The sequence below is a fragment of the Aquamicrobium sp. YD-1-mutant5 genome (assembly GCF_059509755.1).
In genome coordinates this window covers 304,766-322,038 of sequence record NZ_JCAKKP010000003.1, presented here as the reverse complement: position 1 = coordinate 322,038, position 17,273 = coordinate 304,766, and the positions used below count along the sequence as shown (strand labels likewise).

17 protein-coding genes are annotated in these 17,273 nt (G+C 64.2%); 8 read left to right on the top strand and 9 right to left on the bottom strand.

What is annotated here, in order from left to right; translation table 11 throughout:
- Positions 1 to 60: 60 nt before the first annotated feature.
- From AC5XE7_RS05955 to AC5XE7_RS05945, 3 genes are all read right to left on the bottom strand, one after another.
- A complete protein-coding gene (locus AC5XE7_RS05955) occupies positions 61 to 840 on the bottom strand; it encodes a Bax inhibitor-1/YccA family protein (protein WP_495365246.1) in 780 nt (259 codons plus the stop codon).
- A 260-nt stretch (positions 841 to 1,100) separates the two neighbouring features.
- Entirely contained in the window at positions 1,101 to 3,650 is a 2,550-nt protein-coding gene (locus tag AC5XE7_RS05950; RefSeq protein WP_495365520.1) for an ABC transporter permease, read from the bottom strand.
- A complete protein-coding gene (locus tag AC5XE7_RS05945; protein WP_495365245.1) occupies positions 3,650 to 4,369 on the bottom strand; it encodes an ABC transporter ATP-binding protein in 720 nt (239 codons plus the stop codon). Before AC5XE7_RS05945 ends, AC5XE7_RS05950 begins: the two co-directional genes overlap by 1 nt.
- 75 nt (positions 4,370 to 4,444) lie before the next feature.
- On the opposite strand from AC5XE7_RS05945, the gene AC5XE7_RS05940 reads away from it, so the two are divergent.
- Both AC5XE7_RS05940 and thpR read left to right on the top strand, forming a co-directional pair.
- Complete coding sequence (locus AC5XE7_RS05940) at positions 4,445 to 5,101, top strand: arylesterase (protein WP_495365244.1); 657 nt, start codon at positions 4,445 to 4,447, stop codon at positions 5,099 to 5,101.
- Between the two features lie 118 nt (positions 5,102 to 5,219).
- Entirely contained in the window at positions 5,220 to 5,810 is a 591-nt protein-coding gene (gene thpR / locus AC5XE7_RS05935) for an RNA 2',3'-cyclic phosphodiesterase (RefSeq protein WP_183824857.1), read from the top strand.
- Here the strand turns inward: thpR and AC5XE7_RS05930 are convergent.
- Positions 5,720 to 6,232 (bottom strand): low molecular weight protein-tyrosine-phosphatase, encoded by a 513-nt coding sequence (locus AC5XE7_RS05930; RefSeq protein WP_495365243.1) that lies wholly within the window; start codon positions 6,230 to 6,232, stop codon positions 5,720 to 5,722. The genes thpR and AC5XE7_RS05930 overlap by 91 nt on opposite strands.
- Positions 6,233 to 6,284: 52 nt before the next feature.
- Here AC5XE7_RS05930 and AC5XE7_RS05925 point away from each other — a divergent pair, with 52 nt between their 5' ends.
- From AC5XE7_RS05925 to AC5XE7_RS05905, 5 genes are all read left to right on the top strand, one after another.
- Positions 6,285 to 6,581, top strand: a complete 297-nt coding sequence (locus tag AC5XE7_RS05925; RefSeq protein WP_495365242.1) for a 4a-hydroxytetrahydrobiopterin dehydratase — start codon at positions 6,285 to 6,287, stop codon at positions 6,579 to 6,581.
- 101 nt (positions 6,582 to 6,682) lie between these two features.
- Positions 6,683 to 7,045: a YkvA family protein gene (locus tag AC5XE7_RS05920; RefSeq protein WP_495365241.1), complete on the top strand. Its 363-nt coding sequence runs from the start codon at positions 6,683 to 6,685 to the stop codon at positions 7,043 to 7,045.
- Between the two features lie 361 nt (positions 7,046 to 7,406).
- Positions 7,407 to 7,910, top strand: a complete 504-nt coding sequence (locus tag AC5XE7_RS05915) for an invasion associated locus B family protein (RefSeq protein ID WP_239799795.1) — start codon at positions 7,407 to 7,409, stop codon at positions 7,908 to 7,910.
- Positions 7,911 to 8,134: 224 nt separating this feature from the next.
- Positions 8,135 to 9,367: a dual-specificity RNA methyltransferase RlmN gene (gene rlmN, locus AC5XE7_RS05910; protein ID WP_495365238.1), complete on the top strand. Its 1,233-nt coding sequence runs from the start codon at positions 8,135 to 8,137 to the stop codon at positions 9,365 to 9,367.
- Entirely contained in the window at positions 9,364 to 9,849 is a 486-nt protein-coding gene (locus AC5XE7_RS05905) for a hypothetical protein (RefSeq protein WP_495365236.1), read from the top strand. The genes rlmN and AC5XE7_RS05905 overlap by 4 nt, the downstream gene beginning before the upstream one ends.
- Here the strand turns inward: AC5XE7_RS05905 and AC5XE7_RS05900 are convergent.
- On the bottom strand, positions 9,821 to 10,462 hold the full coding sequence (locus AC5XE7_RS05900; RefSeq protein ID WP_183824836.1) for a LysE family translocator: 642 nt from the start codon (positions 10,460 to 10,462) through the stop codon (positions 9,821 to 9,823). The two genes, AC5XE7_RS05905 and AC5XE7_RS05900, sit on opposite strands and share 29 nt — an antisense overlap.
- A 93-nt stretch (positions 10,463 to 10,555) precedes the next feature.
- Positions 10,556 to 11,821 (bottom strand): Glu/Leu/Phe/Val family dehydrogenase, encoded by a 1,266-nt coding sequence (locus tag AC5XE7_RS05895; protein ID WP_183824833.1) that lies wholly within the window; start codon positions 11,819 to 11,821, stop codon positions 10,556 to 10,558.
- Between the two features lie 302 nt (positions 11,822 to 12,123).
- Here AC5XE7_RS05895 and AC5XE7_RS05890 point away from each other — a divergent pair, with 302 nt between their 5' ends.
- Positions 12,124 to 13,350, top strand: a complete 1,227-nt coding sequence (locus AC5XE7_RS05890; protein WP_495365233.1) for an argininosuccinate synthase — start codon at positions 12,124 to 12,126, stop codon at positions 13,348 to 13,350.
- Between the two features lie 115 nt (positions 13,351 to 13,465).
- Here the strand turns inward: AC5XE7_RS05890 and AC5XE7_RS05885 are convergent, their stop codons facing one another.
- Genes AC5XE7_RS05885 through AC5XE7_RS05875 form a run of 3 tightly spaced genes read right to left on the bottom strand, consistent with a single transcriptional unit; the run spans position 13,466 to position 17,100 of the window.
- Positions 13,466 to 14,506 carry an ABC transporter ATP-binding protein gene (locus AC5XE7_RS05885; RefSeq protein ID WP_495365231.1) on the bottom strand — a complete coding sequence of 347 codons (1,041 nt, stop codon included), beginning with the start codon at positions 14,504 to 14,506 and terminating at the stop codon, positions 13,466 to 13,468.
- Positions 14,503 to 16,083 (bottom strand): ABC transporter permease, encoded by a 1,581-nt coding sequence (locus AC5XE7_RS05880; RefSeq protein ID WP_495365229.1) that lies wholly within the window; start codon positions 16,081 to 16,083, stop codon positions 14,503 to 14,505. The genes AC5XE7_RS05885 and AC5XE7_RS05880 overlap by 4 nt, the downstream gene beginning before the upstream one ends.
- 6 nt (positions 16,084 to 16,089) lie before the next feature.
- Complete coding sequence (locus AC5XE7_RS05875) at positions 16,090 to 17,100, bottom strand: iron ABC transporter substrate-binding protein (protein WP_495365519.1); 1,011 nt, start codon at positions 17,098 to 17,100, stop codon at positions 16,090 to 16,092.
- Positions 17,101 to 17,273: the final 173 nt, after the last annotated feature.

Here is a 17,273-nt window from a genome sequence, read left to right as displayed (position 1 = left end):
ATGAGGCAAAAGAAAAGGGCGGCTGGTGGGCCGCCCTTTCATTTCGTTCGTTGCCTTCGCTCAGCGGCGGTCGCCCATGAACTGGAGCAGGAACATGAACAGGTTGATGAAGTCGAGGTAGAGCGTCAGGGCGCCCATGATCGACTTTCGGCCGGCCACGTCGGCGTCGTCGGACTCGTAGTACATCTCCTTGATCTTCTGCGTGTCGTAGGCGGTAAGGCCGGCGAAGATCAGCACGCCGATGGCCGAAACCGCGAAGGACAGGGCGGAAGACTGCAGGAAGATGTTGATGACCATGGCGATGATCAGGCCGAACAGGCCCATGATCAGGAACGAGCCCATGGCCGTCAGGTCACGCTTGGTGGTGTAGCCGTAGAGCGACAGCGCGCCGAAGGCGGCCGCGGTGGCGAAGAAGGTCTGCGTGATCGACGCGCTGGTGTAGATCAGGAACACCGACGACAGCGACAGGCCAACCAGTCCCGCATAGACCCAGAAGGTGAGCTGAGCCGCGCCCACGCTCATCGACTGGACGCGGAACGACAGGAAGAACACGGCGGCCAGCGGAGCGAGAATCACAACCCACTTCAGCGGCGATGCGAAGATGGCATAGCCGAACGAGGTCAGCATCTGGCCGCTCGGCAGCGTGGCGACCGCTGCGGCCGGGTTGTTGGTCGTGGCCAGCATGATCGTGGCGACGGCCGCAAGACCGGTGATCAGCAGGCCCATGCCCATCAGGTTGTAGATGCGCAGCATGTAAGCGCGCAGGCCCTCGTCGATAGCCATGTCGGCGCGGCCGTAGGGGGCCGTACGCGTCTGGTAATTGTGAAGGGGGTCAGCCATTGTAGTCCTCTGTTGCTTCTTGCCCCGTCCGGTGTCGGGCGCGTGCCCAGGCGCCGCTGGCGGGGCCTCCAGCATGCCTGCCCGGAATATGAGGGTTCTTTTTGTCCGGAACAAGACCCGTAACCGGAGGAAATCGTTCGTGAGGCCCCAAATCGCGAATTTTTGATCTGCGCCGGCCGATATGGTTAATCACGGGCCGGCCGGCAGCTCTGCTGTGCTCTTTCCGCGCCGGAGCGGCTCTTTTTCGCGCGGCCGGTGATTCACAGGTCGCGCAAAACGGGTGCCGCCTTGTGTCCCAGCACCCTCCATGTGCCGACAAGGCCGATGCCGACGGTCAGCACCAGCGCCAGAACGATGGTGCCGAGCGCGACCTCGACCGAGAACTGCGAGGGCAGCGTCATGATCTGCGTGACGACATACCATGCCGCCACGCCCCCGGCCGCGAGGGCGAAAACGGCGGTGGCGAGGCCGAGCAGCATATATTCCAGCGCGAAGGCGGAAATCAGCGTACGCCGGGTGGCGCCCAGCGTCTTCAGCACCACCGCGTCGTGGATGCGGGCGCGGTTGCCGGCGGCGAGCGCGCCCGCCAGCACCAGCACCGACGAGATCAGCGCTACGCCGGCGGCGGCGCGGATCGCCGTGCCAAGCTCGCCGACGAGTTGGTTGACGATGTCGAGCGCATCCTTGACGCGCACCGTGGTCACCGCTGGAAAGGCGCGGGTTACGGCGTTGAGGATGCGGGCATCGTCCGCCACCGTGGCCGTGTCGTCGGAAAGTGTGGCCAGCCAGCTATGCGGAGCACCTGCAAATGTATTCGGCGAAAACACCATGACGAAGTTGATGCCGAGCGTTTCCCACTGCACCTGCCGGAAATTGGCGATGCGCGCCGTGACGTTGCGGCCGAGCACGTTGACCGTCACCGTATCGCCGACGGCAAGGCCGAGCTCCTCGCCCTCCTTGGCGGAGAATGAGACCAATGGCTCGCCCGTATAATCGGCCTGCCACCAGCTTCCCGCCGTCAGGGAGGCGTTGCGCGGCTGCTCGGCCTCATAGGTGAGGCCGCGATCGCCGCGCAGCACCCATGCCCCGGCCGGCGGAATGTCCAGTTCGCGTACATCGGTGCCGTTGAGCGTGGTGACTCGACCGCGCAGCATCGGCACTTTCACCAGCGTGCCCTGAGGCGCTTCCCTTGCAATGAGCGTGGAGAAGCCATCGACGTCGGCGGCCTGTATGTCGACGAAGAAGAAGTTCGGCGCCTTTTCCGGCAGGCTGTCGGAAATCTGGCGGCGCAGATTGCCGTCGATGAGCGCCAGCGTGACGAGCAGCGTCAGCCCGAGCCCCAGCGCCAGCACCACCGAGGGCGTGAGAGCGCCCGGCCGGTGGATGTTGCCGACCGCCAGCCGCAACGAAGTGGAGCGCACGCGCGGCGCCCTTCTGGCCAGCCATTGCACCAGCCATGCCACGAGGCGCAGGACGAGGAAGGACAGCACCGCCGCGCCGACGAAGGTGACGGCGATGCGCCGGTCGTGGGCGGTGAAGATGGCAAGCGCGGCCAGCGAGAGCGCGATGCCGGTGGTGGCCGCGATGTAGACGAGCCGTGGCCGCCCCCGCGCCTCGAAGCCGAGCTCGCGGAACAGGGCGGTGGCCGGCACGTCGCGGGCGCGGCCGAGCGGCATGAGCGCGAAGGCCAGCGTGACGAGCAGGCCGAAGGCGGTGGCGAGCGCGAGCGCGGCCGGATAGATGCCCGCTTCCGCCGGCACGGGAATGACCGCCCGCAGCGCGCCGGAGGCGGCGAAGGGCATCAATGCGGCCAGCACGAGGCCCGCGGCGATGCCGATCGCCGCGATCAGAAGCGTCTGCACCAGATAGACGGTGAAGACGAAGCGGCCGGAGGCCCCGAGGCTCTTGAAGGAGGCGATGACGCCGCGCTTGCCGTCGAGATAGGCGCGCACCGCATTGGCGACGCCGACACCGCCGACCACAAGCGAGGTGAGGCCGACCAGCGTGAGAAACTGAGAAAAGCGCTCGATATTTGCCGAAAGCGCCGGGGCGGCATTGGAGCGGTTGCGGATCGACCAGCCGGCTTCGGGGAAGGCTGTGCGCGCCTGCGCCTCCACCTGCGCCAGCCGGGCATCGCTGGCGCCGGGCTCCAGTTTCAGCTTGTAGGAATGTTCGACAAGGCTGCCCGTCACGACAAGGCCGGAAGCCTGCAGCCCTTCCAGCGAGACGAGCAGGCGCGGGGCGAAGCCGAAACCTTCCGAAACGGCATCCGGCTCGCTCACCAGAACGGCGCGCAGCTCGAAGGTCGCGTTGCCGAGCATGATGCGGTCGCCGACCTTCAGGCCAAGGCGCTCGAACAGAAGGTCGGGCGCGGCAGCGCCAAAGGCGCCGGCGCTCTCGCTGAAAAGCTCTTCGTGCGCCAAAGCCGGCTGGGTCTCCAGCGTGCCGTAAAGCGGGTAGGTATTGTCGACGCCCTTGACCTCGACCAGCGCCTGATCGGAGCTGTCGGTCAGGCGGGCCATGGAGCGCATGCTGGCGCTGGCCGACACGTCACCGGCAGCTTTCAGGAAGCCGAGTTCGGTGTCGTTCGCCTCGCGCTGGTTAAGGCGGAAGCGCAGGTCGCCCCCGAGCAGCGGCTGGCCCTGCGCCGCCACGCCGTCGCTGATCGAGCGGGCGACGGAGTTGACGCCGCCGATAGCTGCAACGCCGAGCGCGATGCAGGCGAGGAAAATGGCGAAGCCGGAAAGGCCGCCGCGCATTTCGCGCAGGGCAAAGCGGAAGGCAAGCGCAAGCTGGCGGGACATCGTCATCATGCGATCGCCGTCGCAGCCAGCGCGGGCCCGCTATCCTCCCTCTCCCCGGTCTCGATGCGGCCGGAGCGCATGGCGATGCGGCGCGAGCAGCGCGCGGCAAGTGCCGGATCGTGGGTGACGAGCACCAGCGTCATGCCGCGCTCGGCTGCCTTGGAAAACAGGAGATCGGCGATCTGCCGGCCCGTCGCCTGATCGAGATTGCCGGTGGGCTCGTCGGCAATCAGGATCGGCGGGGACGGGGCGAGCGCGCGGGCGATGGCCACGCGCTGCTGCTCGCCGCCGGAAAGTTCACCCGGATAGTGGGTCAGGCGTTCGCCAAGGCCCACCGCCACCAGTTCCTGCTCTGCCACCGTGAAGGGCTCCGGATGACCGGCCAGCTCCAGCGGCACGGCGACGTTTTCCAGCGCCGTCATGTTGGGAATGAGGTGGAAGGACTGGAACACGATGCCGATATTGCGGCCGCGGAAGGCGGCGATCTCGTCCTCGCTCTTGCCGTTCAGCGTCATGCCGGCCATCGTCACACGGCCGTCATCGACCCTTTCAAGCCCGGCCAGAACCATCAGCAGCGTCGACTTGCCGGAACCGGAAGGGCCGACGATGCCGGCGATCTCGCCCTGCCGGACGGTCAGGTCGATGCCCTTCAGCACATGCACCGAGGATGCGCCTTCGCCCAGCGTCAGCGATACGTTTTCCAGTTCGATGACGGCTTTTGTCAAAACGGATTGATCCTATATGGAGGGAAGGGCAAACGCCCTTAAGCGAGAATGCACCGGACATATGGGGGCAAAAGCATGGCTTTCAAATACACGTTTTTGTTTCCTGCCTCGGTGTGGTGCGCGATGTTTGTCGGGGCGATGTTTTCATTTGCCGTCCCGGCGCGGGCTGATGCGGTGCAGATCGTCGGCTTCGGCGACAGCCTGATGGCCGGTTTCGGGCTGGGGCCGGGCGAAGGTTTCACCGAGCAGTTGCAGGATGCTCTCAGGGCCAAAGGCCATGAGGTGATTGTCGCCAATGCCGGCGTTTCCGGTGACACTTCCAGCGGCGGCCTCGCCCGTCTCGACTGGTCGGTGCCGGAGGGGACCGATCTGGTCATTCTCGAACTCGGCGCCAACGACATGCTGCGCGGCATCGATCCGGCGATCGTGGAAAAGAACCTCGACGAGATGCTCGCGCGGCTGAAGGCGCGCGGCATCGATGTGCTGCTGGCCGGCATGGTGGCCGCCCCCAACCTCGGCCATGCCTATGGCGAGGCCTTCGGCTCGCTCTATCCGCGCCTGGCGCAGAAGCACGGCGTCATCCTCTATCCGTTCTTTCTCGACGGCGTCGCCGCCGAGCAGGATCTGCTGAGCGAAGACGGCATGCACCCGAGCGCCGAGGGCATCCGCACGATCGTCGGGCGAATCCTGCCGACCGTCGAGACGGCGATCGCAGCACTGCCGAAAGACTGACCGCAGAACCATCTTTCCCCTGCGGAAACGGCAGGGGTGTCACAATTCGCTTGCCGAACCGTTCTATCGGTGGTCCGCTGACATTCAGGGTTTCGATTCGAGGACAGGAGGCTATGCCATGCCGCGTCTTTTCACCGCTCTCGAAATTCCGCGCGATGCCGCGTTATCGCTCTCCCTGCTTCGGGGCGGCCTTCCCGGCGCCCGCTGGATCGACGTCGAAAATTATCACATCACGCTGCGCTTCATCGGCGACGTCGAGGGCCATGTGGCCGACGACATAGCCGACGCGCTCGACCGGGTGCGCCGGCCTTCCTTCACGCTGGCGCTCACCGGGGTTGGAGCCTTCGGGCAGAAGAAGCCGCACTCGATCTGGGCGGGGGTTACGGCCTCGCCGGATCTTTCCGCCCTGCAGGCGGAGATCGACCGCATCTGCCAGCGCCTCGGCATAGGTGCCGATCCGCGCAAATTCACCCCGCATGTGACGCTGGCAAGGTTGCGCAATTCGAACCCCGCCGAGGTGGCGCGCTACCTGTCGGCACGCGGCAATTTCTCCGCCACGCCCTTCAAGGTCGGCCGTTTCGTGCTGATGTCGTCGCGCGATTCGGTGGGCGGCGGACCCTATATCGTAGAGGAAGCCTGGCCGCTGACCGGCAGTGTCCCGGTAAGCCGCGTGGACAGTGCTTCCGACGCCTCGCGGATCATGCGGTAGACTTTCTCGAAGCCATCGGCCCCGCCATAATAGGGATCGGGGACATCGCGCACAGTTCCCAGCGTGTAATCGAGATAGAGATGGATGCGCGCCTGTGCGTCCTGCGGTGCCACGCGGCGCAGGTCCTGCACGTTGGAGCGGTCCATGCCGAGGATGAGGTCGAAGCGGGAGAAGTCCCCGGCGTCGACCTTCCGCGCGGACTGGCCCGAAATGTCGACGCCATAGCGCGCGGCCACGGCGATGGAGCGCGGATCGGGTGGCGATCCTGCATGCCAGCCCCCGGTTCCGGCTGAATCCGGCACAAACAGGTCACAGAGCCCCCGTTCTGCGGCCACGGTGCGAAAGACGCCCTCCGCCAGTGGCGAGCGGCAGATGTTGCCGAGGCACACGAACAGGATCGAGCTTTTCGGTTTGGCGTCCATCACGGCAGGCCCTATGTTCAGTTGTTCCACGCGGATAACACGGAAACAGGCCATGGCACGAGAGAAACTGGCACCGGACGCCATCACCGCGTCGCTTGAGGAACGTCCCGGCTGGGCGCTGAGCGAGGACCGGCTGGCCATCGAAAGGCGTTTCAGCTTCGGCAATTTTTCCGAAGCCTTCGCCTTCATGACGCGGGTGGCGCTGGCGGCGGAGAAGATGGACCATCACCCGGAATGGTCGAACGTCTATAAGACCGTCGACATCCGGCTCAGCACTCATGATGCGGGCGGGCTCACTGAACTCGACTTTGGCCTCGCGCGCCGCATCGACCGGATTTTCGGCAACTGAGCCCTGTTTGGAACGCGAAAATCTTGCACCGCGCCCTTCGCCCCACCACATTACCGGCAAGGGCCGGCAGAAGGCGGGCCGTTTGAAGGAGATGCTGGCACATGGCTGAAAGGACCGTTTTCGATCTCTTCGGCTTCGCGGACAAGGTTGGCGGCGAACAGGAGGTACGCGAAAAATTCTGGCGCACCGCCAAGAAAGCCGCGCGCCATGTTCCGTTCATGGAAGATGTCGTCGCTGCCTACTATTGCGTTCTGGACGCCAATACGCCGCTGAGGGCCAAGGGCATTCTCATTGCTGCGCTCGGCTACTTCGTGCTGCCGGTGGATGCCATCCCCGATGTGATCTTCGGCCTTGGCTTCACCGATGACATTGCGGTGCTGAGCGCTGCAATCGCCGCTGTCAGGACGCACATCACCCCCGCCCACAAGGCGGCTGCGAAAGACGCACTGGCCGAAGACGCCTGATTTCAATCTCTTAAGCATGTCGTTTTCCTGAAACCGCGACACATTTTCGGGCGACATGCTTTATTGCGATGGTTTGGCAGGCCCCCGAACTCCGGTTCCGGGGCCGCTTCGCGTTCAATTTGGGCGAAAGTCAAATTCTTGCCTTTTTCCTCCAGTCCAAGTCGTCGGCAGGGACGTCGCGCCGGACCCCGCAAAACGACAAATTGCGGGAAAAGCGCGGAGATGGCGGCGGTTTCTATGGCGGAAGTCCATTTTCTTTTGCGGTCTTCACGCTTTGGTAACCCAGATTAAATCAAATTGAAGAGATCGGGCAGGGCGAGACGCCGGCCTGCTCCCCACTGTTTGGAATATGGGAATCACAATGCGCCGATTGATTGCTACAGTTTCTGGTCTGATCATGCTCGCCACGGCTTCGCCCGTTCTGGCCCAGCAAGCGACCAAGATTGGCCAGCACAATGCGTGGGGCACCTACAGTTATCAGGCTTCCGGCGGCAAGGTTTGCTACGTGCTGACCGTTCCCACCGACAAGCAGCCTCCGACGCTCAATCATGGCGACATGTTCTTCTTCGTGTCGCAGCGCCCGGGACAGCAGGTCAGCTACGAGCCGCAATTCATTGCAGGCTATGATTTTCAGGCCAACTCGAAGGTTACCGTCAGCGTGGGCGACAGGTCCTTCACAATGTTCACGCGCGGCAAGTCCGCATGGGTCGAGAATGCCGCCGACGAGCCGCAGCTCATCGCCGCCATGCGCGCCGGCGCGGACATGAAGGTGCAGGCGAAGTCGGGACGCGGCAATACCACCAGCTACGTGTTCTCGCTCAAGGGCATTTCCGCGGCCCTCGGCTCCATCGCCAGCTGCAAGTAAGCCTGTTCCGGCAATCGGAATGCAAGCCGGGTCCTTCGGGCCCGGCTTTTTTTGTTCGCGGCACATGTGACGACAATGGGCCATGAGTGCTGGCCATGAATGCGGGCCCTGACTTGGGAGCTGACTTTGGGGGGCCATGACTCCGGGTCAAACTTGTGCTATCGGGCGCGCTTCATTCCGGATCTGCTGCTGCAATCGGCCGCAAAGCACCTATATTGGGCATCATGAGCCTTTCATTCGATCTCATTCCAGCCGGCGCCCGCGATGCGCTGCGCATTCGTCCAGCGCCTGAGAAGCCGTCGCTGATCGGTTTGTCGCGCGAGGAAATGGCTGATGCGCTGGTTGAGGCCGGCATCGTGCCGCAAAAGCAGGCGAAGATGCGTGTGCAGCAGCTCTGGCACTGGCTTTATGTGCGCGGCGTTTCCGATTTTTCCCAGATGTTCAACATCTCCAAGGATCTGCGTGCGGCGCTGGATCGCGCTTTCACCGTTGTGCGGCCGGAAGTCGTCGAGGAGCAGATCTCCAACGACGGCACGCGCAAGTGGCTGTTCCGCTTTCCGCCGCGCGGCGCGGGTCGTCCGGTCGAGATCGAGACCGTCTATATCCCGGAAGAGGGACGCGGCACGCTGTGCATTTCCAGCCAGGTCGGCTGCACGCTGACCTGCTCCTTCTGCCATACCGGCACCCAGAAGCTGGTGCGCAATCTGACGGCGGAAGAAATTCTGGCGCAATTGCTCACCGCGCGCGACCGGCTGGGCGACTTTCCCGACACCGATACCCCGGCAGGCGCCATCGTGCCGGCGGAAGGACGCAAGGTGTCCAACATCGTCATGATGGGCATGGGCGAGCCGCTCTACAATTTCGAGGCGGTGAAGAAGGCCTTGCTGATCGCCTCCGACGGCGACGGGCTGTCGCTGTCGAAGCGCCGTATCACGCTGTCCACCTCCGGTGTCGTGCCGGAGATTTACCGCACCGGCGAGGAGATCGGCGTCATGCTTGCGATCTCGCTGCATGCTGTGAACGACGATCTGCGCGACCTTCTGGTGCCGATCAACAGGAAGTATCCGCTCGAACAGCTGATGAAAGCCTGCCGCGAATATCCGGGCCTGTCCAATGCGCGCCGCATCACCTTCGAATATGTGATGCTCAAGGACGTCAATGACAGCCTCGAAGACGCAAAGCAGATGGTGAAGCTGCTGAAGGGCATTCCGGCCAAGATCAACCTGATCCCGTTCAACCCGTGGCCGGGCACCAACTACCAGTGCTCGGACTGGGAGACAATCGAGCGCTTCGCAGACTACATCAACGCCGCCGGCTACGCCTCGCCGATCCGCACGCCGCGCGGACGCGACATTCTCGCCGCCTGCGGCCAGCTCAAGTCGGAATCGGAGCGCATGCGCAAGGTGGACAGGCTGGCGCTGGAGGCGATGATGATCGCCGGGCACGGCGAGGCTTGAGCGATCTGCTGAGGGTCCTGCTTCGCTTTGCGACGGTGGTCGCCGGTTATGCCGCTGCCTGCCTTGCCGCCAGTTTATTCCTCTACGTCCTGTTTCTCGGCTGGTCCGGGCTGGCGCAGGAACCAGAGTTTTCCACCTTCAATGCCGGCATGGTCGTGGCCGTGCCGATCTTTGCCCTGTTCATCGCTCATCTGAACTTCTGGCCGGCGGCTGTCGCCATTGTCGTGGGCGAGTTTCTCGGCCGGCGCGACTGGCTGTTCTATGCGATTGCCGGCGGGGTCGTTGCGGCGGCATTCGCCGGGCTGTTTTACGGAGGGACGGGACAGGCGGATGGTTCCGAAGGCACCGCCATCCTTCTGGCGATGATCGGCAGCGGGCTTGTCGGCGGGCTGGCCTACTGGCTGGTATCCGGCATGTGGACGCCGGACTGGCGTGGCCGCAATCGGCTTCCGCCTACTTCGCCTGAGTCGTCAGGATCTTGATCGCGAAGGCCGAAAACACGCCGGCGAACAGATAATCCGTCAGCCGCGTGATGCGCGGGCTCTTCTTCAGCAGGTTTGCCAGACGGTCCGCTGCGATCACCATGGTCGCAGTGAACGGCAGCGCAATGAGGATGAACATCAGGCCAAGGAAGAACAGCTTGCCGGGCGCATGGGGATCGTGCGCCGATACGAATTGCGGCAGGAAGGTCATGAAGAACAGGATGATCTTCGGGTTCAGCAGGTTGATGCCCAGCCCTGTCGCCCAGTTGCGGGCGAGCGAGCGCGGCGCCTTGCCGGTTACCTCCGGCGAGAAGGCCGATCCATGGCGTATAGCCTGAAAGGCGAGCCAGATCAGGTAGAGCGCACCGACGATCTTGAGCACGAAGAAGGCCTGCGGCGAGGCCACGATCAGGGCCGACAGGCCGAGCGCCACCAGCGCGGTGTGGAAGACGATGCCCGTCATGGCTCCGAAGGCGCAGGCAAAGCCGGCGGCTTTTCCCTGCGACAGGGCCCGTCCGACGAACAGGGTCATGTCCGGACCTGGGGTGATCGTCAGGACAACGGTGGCGATGGCGAACTGCACCATCACGGTTGCGTCGGGAATGAAATTCATGGACGGCCTGCCTGAGAGAAGCGCAAAAGAAAAGGGCGCCGCATTGCGCGACGCCCTCTTATATCCGATCCGCGAACGCAGTTCGAGATGGGGTCAGCTGTCGAAATAGCTCTGCGTGCCGTGGGCCTCGATCGCTTCAGCCAGCCGGTTCAGCGCGTGGACATAGGCGGCCGTGCGCGGCGTGGTGCCCCGGTCGACCGAAAGCTGCCAGATGGCCCGGCCTTCGCGCTCCATGATGGTGCGCAGCTTGGTGTGGATTTCCTCCAGCTCCCAGTAATAGCCCTGCTTGTTCTGCACCCACTCGAAATAGGAGACGGTGACGCCGCCTGCATTGGCCAGAATATCGGGCAGCACCACGACGTTGCGTTCGGCGAGGATCTCGTCGGCTTCGGGGGTTACCGGGCCGTTGGCGAGTTCCAGCACGAGACGCGCCTTCACGGTGTGGGCATTGTGCTTGTGGATCATGTTTTCCAGCGCCGCTGGCACAAGGATATCGCAGTCGACGCCGACCAGATCGTCGGCGGCAATGGCCTCATGGCCATCCTTTCCGGCAGTGTAGACGACCGAACGGTTATCGTTCTTGGCCGCCATCAGGGTGTCGAGGCTCAGCCCTTCGGCCGAATGGACGGCGCCGCCGGAATCCGAGACGGCCACGATGGTGTGGCCGTCGCCGGCGAGCAGCGAGGCGATGTACTGGCCGGCGTTGCCGAAGCCCTGAATGGCGATGCGAAGCTTGCCGTTCAGGCCCAGTTCCTGCGCCAGATGCCGCACCAGATAGTAGCCGCCGCGCGCGGTGGCGTCGCCGCGGCCGACGGAGCCGCCGAGCGCCAGCGGCTTGCCGGTGATGACGGCAGGCGAGCTCTTGCCGACGATCTGGCTGTACTCGTCAGCCATCCAGCCCATAATCATGGAGTTGGTGTAGACGTCGGGTGCGGGAATGTCGCGGTCCGGCCCGATAATGCCGGCGAAAGCCTGAATGTAAGCGCGCGACAGGCGCTCCAGCTCGGCTTTGGAGAGCTGGCGCGGGTCGACCTGAACGGCGCCTTTGCCGCCGCCATAGGGCAGGTTCATCACGGCGCATTTGAACGTCATCCAGAAGGCCAGCATCTCGACTTCTTCGGCCGTCGCATCGGGATGGAAGCGGATGCCGCCCTTGGTCGGGCCGCGGGTGTCGTCATAGCGGCATCGCCATGCCAGGAAGGATTTTCGCGAACCGTCGTCCATGCGGATCATGAGACGGGCTTTGGTCGTCTCTCGCGGATATTTCAGCTTCTCGATGACATCGGCGTCGACGTTGAGGTGCCTTGCGGCATCGTCCAGACGTACCAGTGCGCTATCAAGAAGACTTTCTTCCGCCATCAGTATGATCCTGTCAGTTCGGGTGGTAATGATGCGCCCTGGCGGGCGCGGGCCATGAAATGCACGAAAAAGTGCAGATTCACAAGAAAAGGTTTTATATTGAGCACATTTCGTCATTTTGTTGCGCACTCTGCCGAAGCAGCAGGCACCTGCTGAGATTGCGTCCGGACGCTTTGCCGGCGCGGCTTTGCTGCCTCCCGTTCCTGCTTCCTGGGCGCTTGTCCGGCGCGGCTTTCCTGCTATGACTGCCCACGCAGTTTTTGCGCCTCGCCGCAGTCCCGGAACGAACATCGGAAACGCCCATGACCAAGCTGAAAGACGTCAAGAAGGTCGTGCTCGCCTATTCGGGCGGCCTCGACACCTCCATCATCCTGAAATGGCTGCAGACCGAATTGGGCGCGGAGGTCGTCACCTTCACCGCCGATCTCGGACAGGGCGAGGAGCTGGAGCCGGCGCGCCGCAAGGCCGAGATGATGGGCATCAAGGACATCCGCATCGTCGACCTGCGCGAGGAGTTCGTGAAGGATTTCGTGTTCCCGATGTTCCGCGCCAACGCGCTCTACGAGGGCACCTATCTGCTCGGCACATCCATCGCCCGGCCGCTGATCTCCAAGCATCTGGTCCAGATCGCCGAGGAAACCGGGGCTGACGCCGTCGCCCATGGCGCGACCGGCAAGGGCAACGATCAGGTGCGCTTCGAGCTTTCGGCCTATGCGCTCAACCCCGACATCAAGGTCATCGCGCCGTGGCGCGACTGGTCGTTCAAGTCGCGCACCGATCTGATCGAATTCGCCGAAAAGCACCAGATCCCGGTGCCGAAGGACAAGCAGGGCGAAGCGCCGTTCTCGGTCGACGCCAATCTTCTGCACTCCTCCTCGGAGGGCAAGGTGCTGGAAGATCCGTGGGTGGAGCCGCCGGAATATGTGCACCAGCGCTCCGTCTCGCCGCTCGATGCGCCGGATGCCGCAACCGAGATCGAGATCGAATTCCTGAAGGGCGACGCGGTTGCGCTGAACGGCAGGAAGCTGTCGCCGGCCACGCTGCTCGCCGCGCTCAACGACCTCGGCCGCGACAATGGCATCGGCCGCATCGATCTGGTCGAGAACCGTTTCGTCGGCATGAAGAGCCGCGGCGTTTACGAGACCCCCGGCGGCACCATCCTGATCGCAGCGCACCGCGCCATCGAATCGATCACGCTGGATCGCGGCGCCGGCCATCTCAAGGACGAGCTGATGCCGCGCTATGCGGAACTCATCTACAACGGCTTCTGGTACTCGCCGGAGCGCGAGATGCTGCAGGCGCTGATCGACAAGAGCCAGGAAGACGTCGAGGGCACGGTGCGGCTGAAGCTCTACAAGGGCAATGTCATCGTCACCGGCCGCAAGTCGGCGAAGTCGCTTTACCGCGACGACCTCGTCACCTTCGAGGACGACCGTGGCGCCTACGACCAGAAGGACGCCGAAGGCTTCATCCGCCTCAACGCGCTGCGTCTGCGCACGCTGGCGGCCCGCCGCCGCAACACGCGGTAAAAAGCTTCAGGCAGCGCGCATCAGTCGGGAGCATTTTCGTTTTTGGACGAAAATGCTCCATCCTTTCTCAGACGTAATTCCAGACGCAAAAACCGCTGCGCACTTTTTGCTGGAATTACTCCAGCAGATGCGCGCTGCCGCTGACGATAAGCCGGATGCGCGTTCCGACCTGCGGCGCGCCGGCTGAAGGCTGACGCAGGACGAGAGTGCCTGCTTCGCCCGCGCCGTTGGCCACCTCTACGGTGAGCGTGCAGGTAGGCCCGCTGAATTCCGAATCCGTCACCATGGCGCTCGCGCCGCCGGCCTGATCCGGCCCGAGCCCGACCTGCTCCGGCCGCAGCAGGATTTCGGCCGTCTGGCGGCTTTCGTCGCGGTCGACGGGGATCGCGCCCAGAATGCAATGTGCATGGCCGTCTGTGACGCGGGCCGGCAGGATGATCGCCTCACCCAGAAACTCCGCTACCATGCGGTCGCGGGGCCTGAGGTAAAGATCACGCGGAGAGCCGGCCTGCATGATCTTTCCCGCGCGCATCACAGCCACCTGATCGGCGAAGGACAGCGCCTCCTCCTGATCGTGGGTGACGAGGATGGTGGTGACGCCGGCCGCTTCCAGAACGCCGGCGACCGTCTTGCGCATGGCCGCGCGCAGGCCCGTATCCAGCGCCGAGAACGGCTCGTCGAGCAGCATCAGGCGCGGTTTGCGGGCGAGCGCCCTTGCCAGTGCCACGCGCTGCTGCTGGCCGCCGGAAAGCTGGTGCGGACGCCGTTGCAGGAAGCTTTCGTCGAGGCCCACCAGCCGGATGAGGTGCTCGACCTGGTCATCGCGGTCCGGTTCGCCGCGGGGCATGCCGAAGCCGATATTGGCGGCGACGGAGAGGTGCGGGAACAGCGCACCGTCCTGCGCGACGAGGCCGATGGGGCGCCGGTAGGCGGGAAGGAACGCGCCCGGTCCGGCAAGCGGTTCGCCATCGAGTTCGATGCTGCCCGCATCGGGCGGCTCGAAGCCAGCGATGAGACGCAAAAGCGTGGTCTTGCCGCAGCCGGAAGGGCCGACGATGGCGGTGCGGCCGCCGGCGGCGACGGCAAGGTCGATGCCGTTCACGGCTGCCACGGGGCCATAGTTTCGGCAGAGGCCGGAAAGCTGAAGAAAACTCATTGTCCGGCCATCTTCTTCGATTGCACGTAAAGCAGCCATGTCAGCGGCAGCGAGGCCGCAACCATGATCAGCGCATAGGGTGCGGCCGCCGCATAGTCGATCTCGCCGCTGTAGGCCCAGAAGGCGAGCGCCAGCGTGCGGGTGCCGCTGGGGGCCAGCATCTGGGTGGCGGTCAGCTCGTTGAGAATGCCGAGCGCCACCAGCGCCATGCCTGCTGCGGCACCGGGTGCCGAAAGGCGGATGGTGGTGGACCACAGCGCGTTGAACGGGTGTCGCCCCAGATTCATCGCTGCCTGCTCCAGCTCCGGCGGCGCCTGCGCGATCGAGGCGCGCAGGCTGATGATGGCGCGTGGCAGGAACATCAGCATATAGGCGACGAGGATGGTGGCGAGCGTCTGGTAGAGCGGCAGCAGATAGCGCACCGTGAGCATGACCAGCGCCAGCGCCACGACCACGCCGGGCAGGGAGCCCACCATGTAGTTGCAGCCTTCCAGCATGCGTTGCAGGCGCCCCGGCGCGCGGATCGACAGCCACGCCATGGGAATGGCAGCAAGGGTGGCGAGCAACGCGCCGCCGAGCGCCAGCACCGTGGTGTGGCCGAGTGCGGCGCCGATCTCGTCCATGCGCCATACCTGAAGTCCGCCGGCCCACAGCCAGCGGGCAATGGTATAAAAGGGCACGCCGAGCGACAGCGCCGTCACCACGGCAAGCAGCAGCAGGCAAGGCAGGGCGGCGCGGCCGAGCTTTGCCTTCGCAGGGTGGCGGGCGGCGCCGGAGCCGACGCGGGCATAGCGCTCGTCGCCGCGCGCCAGCATTTCCAGCGCCAGAAGGACGAAGCAGCAGGCGATCAGCACGCCGGCCAGCATGTTTGCGGCGGGACCGTTGAACGTGGACTGGAACTGGTCGACGATGGCCGTGGTGAAGGTGTCGAAGCGCACGAAGACGAAGAGCCCGTATTCGGCAAGCAGATGCAGGCCGACCAGCAGCGCGCCGCCGCACAGCGCCAGTCGCAGCTGCGGCAGGATCACGCGGAAGAACACGCTCCACGGACCATGGCCAAGTGCCGCTGCCGCGTCTTCGAGCGCTGGGTCGAGACGCCGAAGGGCTGCCGAAACCGGCAGGTAGAGGAAGGGAAAATAGGCCAGCACCGAAACCAGAACGCCGGCTCCAAGACCGTTGAGGCCGGGCACGATGGTGACCCACGCATAGGAATGGATGAAGGCAGGCACGGCAAGCGGTGCCACGCAAAGCCATGACCACAGACGTGCCCCCGGCAGATCGCTGCGTTCCGTCAGCCAGCCAAGCGCCACTGAAAGCACCGCGCAGGCTGGCACGGCAAGCAGTTCGAGCAGCAGCGTGTTGACCAGAAGCTCGCCAACCCTTGGGCGGAAGATGAGCGATATGGCCGTTTGCCAGCCGGTCTGCACCGTCACCCACAGGATGAAGACGAGCGGAACCAGCGTCAGCAGCGTGACCAGCAGCGCCGCGAACCCGATCCACGAGAAGCGCAACGGTGCCGTCGCCGGCCGCGCGGCGGCAGGTCCGGCAATCAGGGTGCCGTCGGTCAAGGTCCGCATGGGCGTTTACATCAGGCCCGCGTCGGTCATCAGGTCGGTCACCTTGCGGGAATTCAGCGTTTGCGGATCGATCTTCGGGGCCTGCAGGTCCTCAAGCGGTACGAGGGCGGCGTTGGAAGGCTCGCCCCTGCCGACCGTGTATTCGTAGGACGTGCCCTCGCGCAGCACCTTTTGACCACTCTTGCCGACGATCCATTTCAGGAACGCCTGCGCCTCCTGCGGGTGCTTGCTGGAAGCGAGCACGCCACCGCCGGAAATGGACACGAACGCGCCCGGATCGCCGTTGCGGAAATAGTGCAGCTCGACGTCGCTGCTGTTTTCCCCGGTGCGGGCGCGGTCGCCGAACCAGTAGTAGTGATAGATGATGCCGCCATCGATCTCGCCGCTGTTCACCGCCTTCAGAACGGTGTTGTTGCCGCGATAGGCCTTGAAATTGCTCTTCATCGCCTTCAGCCAGCCGGCCGTCGCCTCTTCCCCATTCAGTTGCAGAAGGGCGCTGACGATGGCCTGAAAATCCGGTCCCGAAGGCGAGGCGCCCCAGCGGCCCTTCCATTGCGGGTCGGCCAGGTCGAGCAGGGATTTGGGAAGCTTGTCCTGCGTCAGCCTGTTGCTGTTGTAGGCGAACACGGTGCTGCGCGCGGCGATGCCGATCCAGTGGCCGCCGGAAGGGCGATATTGCTCCTCGACCAGCGCCAGGGTGTCGGCATCGACCGGCGCGAACAGGCCGGCCTGCTCCACCTGCGTCATGGCGGGTGAATTCTCGGTCAGGAACACGTCGGCGGGCGAAGCCTTGCCCTCGGCCACGATCTGGTTGGAAAACTCGCTGTCGGCGCCGTTGCGCAGCGTCACCCCGATGCCGGTTTCGGCGGTAAAGGCCGCGGCCCATTCCTTCGCAAGACTTTCATGCTGGGCGTTGTAGACAATGATCTGCTTCTCCTGAGCCATTGCCTGCGAGGATAAGAGGAGGCCGGCCAGGGCCAGCGTGCTGCCGAAAAGGGCGGAAAGGGCAGGATGCATGAGTTGTCTCTCGAACATGCTTTTGCGGCGAAGTGCCTGAAAGCTCATACATGATCCTATCAGTCAACAATCGGGCGGCAAAGGATTCTCGAAACATCGCTTTTTCGCCAGAGTGGGCTGGTTTTGCCCCGTTTGTCGCATATATTGCAGCGCAGCATTTTTATCCCTGCCAT

What these genes read in the sequence shown, in the direction of transcription:
- AC5XE7_RS05955 (WP_495365246.1), bottom strand. Translation starts at nt 840, where the DNA reads ATGGCTGACCCCCTTCACAATTACCAGACGCGTACGGCCCCCTACGGC.
- AC5XE7_RS05950 (WP_495365520.1), bottom strand. Translation starts at nt 3,650, where the DNA reads ATGACGATGTCCCGCCAGCTTGCGCTTGCCTTCCGCTTTGCCCTGCGC.
- AC5XE7_RS05940 (WP_495365244.1), top strand. Translation starts at nt 4,445, where the DNA reads ATGGCTTTCAAATACACGTTTTTGTTTCCTGCCTCGGTGTGGTGCGCG.
- thpR (WP_183824857.1), top strand. Translation starts at nt 5,220, where the DNA reads ATGCCGCGTCTTTTCACCGCTCTCGAAATTCCGCGCGATGCCGCGTTA.
- AC5XE7_RS05930 (WP_495365243.1), bottom strand. Translation starts at nt 6,232, where the DNA reads ATGGACGCCAAACCGAAAAGCTCGATCCTGTTCGTGTGCCTCGGCAAC.
- AC5XE7_RS05925 (WP_495365242.1), top strand. Translation starts at nt 6,285, where the DNA reads ATGGCACGAGAGAAACTGGCACCGGACGCCATCACCGCGTCGCTTGAG.
- AC5XE7_RS05920 (WP_495365241.1), top strand. Translation starts at nt 6,683, where the DNA reads ATGGCTGAAAGGACCGTTTTCGATCTCTTCGGCTTCGCGGACAAGGTT.
- AC5XE7_RS05915 (WP_239799795.1), top strand. Translation starts at nt 7,407, where the DNA reads ATGCGCCGATTGATTGCTACAGTTTCTGGTCTGATCATGCTCGCCACG.
- rlmN (WP_495365238.1), top strand. Translation starts at nt 8,135, where the DNA reads ATGAGCCTTTCATTCGATCTCATTCCAGCCGGCGCCCGCGATGCGCTG.
- AC5XE7_RS05900 (WP_183824836.1), bottom strand. Translation starts at nt 10,462, where the DNA reads ATGAATTTCATTCCCGACGCAACCGTGATGGTGCAGTTCGCCATCGCC.
- AC5XE7_RS05895 (WP_183824833.1), bottom strand. Translation starts at nt 11,821, where the DNA reads ATGGCGGAAGAAAGTCTTCTTGATAGCGCACTGGTACGTCTGGACGAT.
- AC5XE7_RS05890 (WP_495365233.1), top strand. Translation starts at nt 12,124, where the DNA reads ATGACCAAGCTGAAAGACGTCAAGAAGGTCGTGCTCGCCTATTCGGGC.
- AC5XE7_RS05885 (WP_495365231.1), bottom strand. Translation starts at nt 14,506, where the DNA reads ATGAGTTTTCTTCAGCTTTCCGGCCTCTGCCGAAACTATGGCCCCGTG.
- AC5XE7_RS05880 (WP_495365229.1), bottom strand. Translation starts at nt 16,083, where the DNA reads ATGCGGACCTTGACCGACGGCACCCTGATTGCCGGACCTGCCGCCGCG.
- AC5XE7_RS05875 (WP_495365519.1), bottom strand. Translation starts at nt 17,100, where the DNA reads ATGCATCCTGCCCTTTCCGCCCTTTTCGGCAGCACGCTGGCCCTGGCC.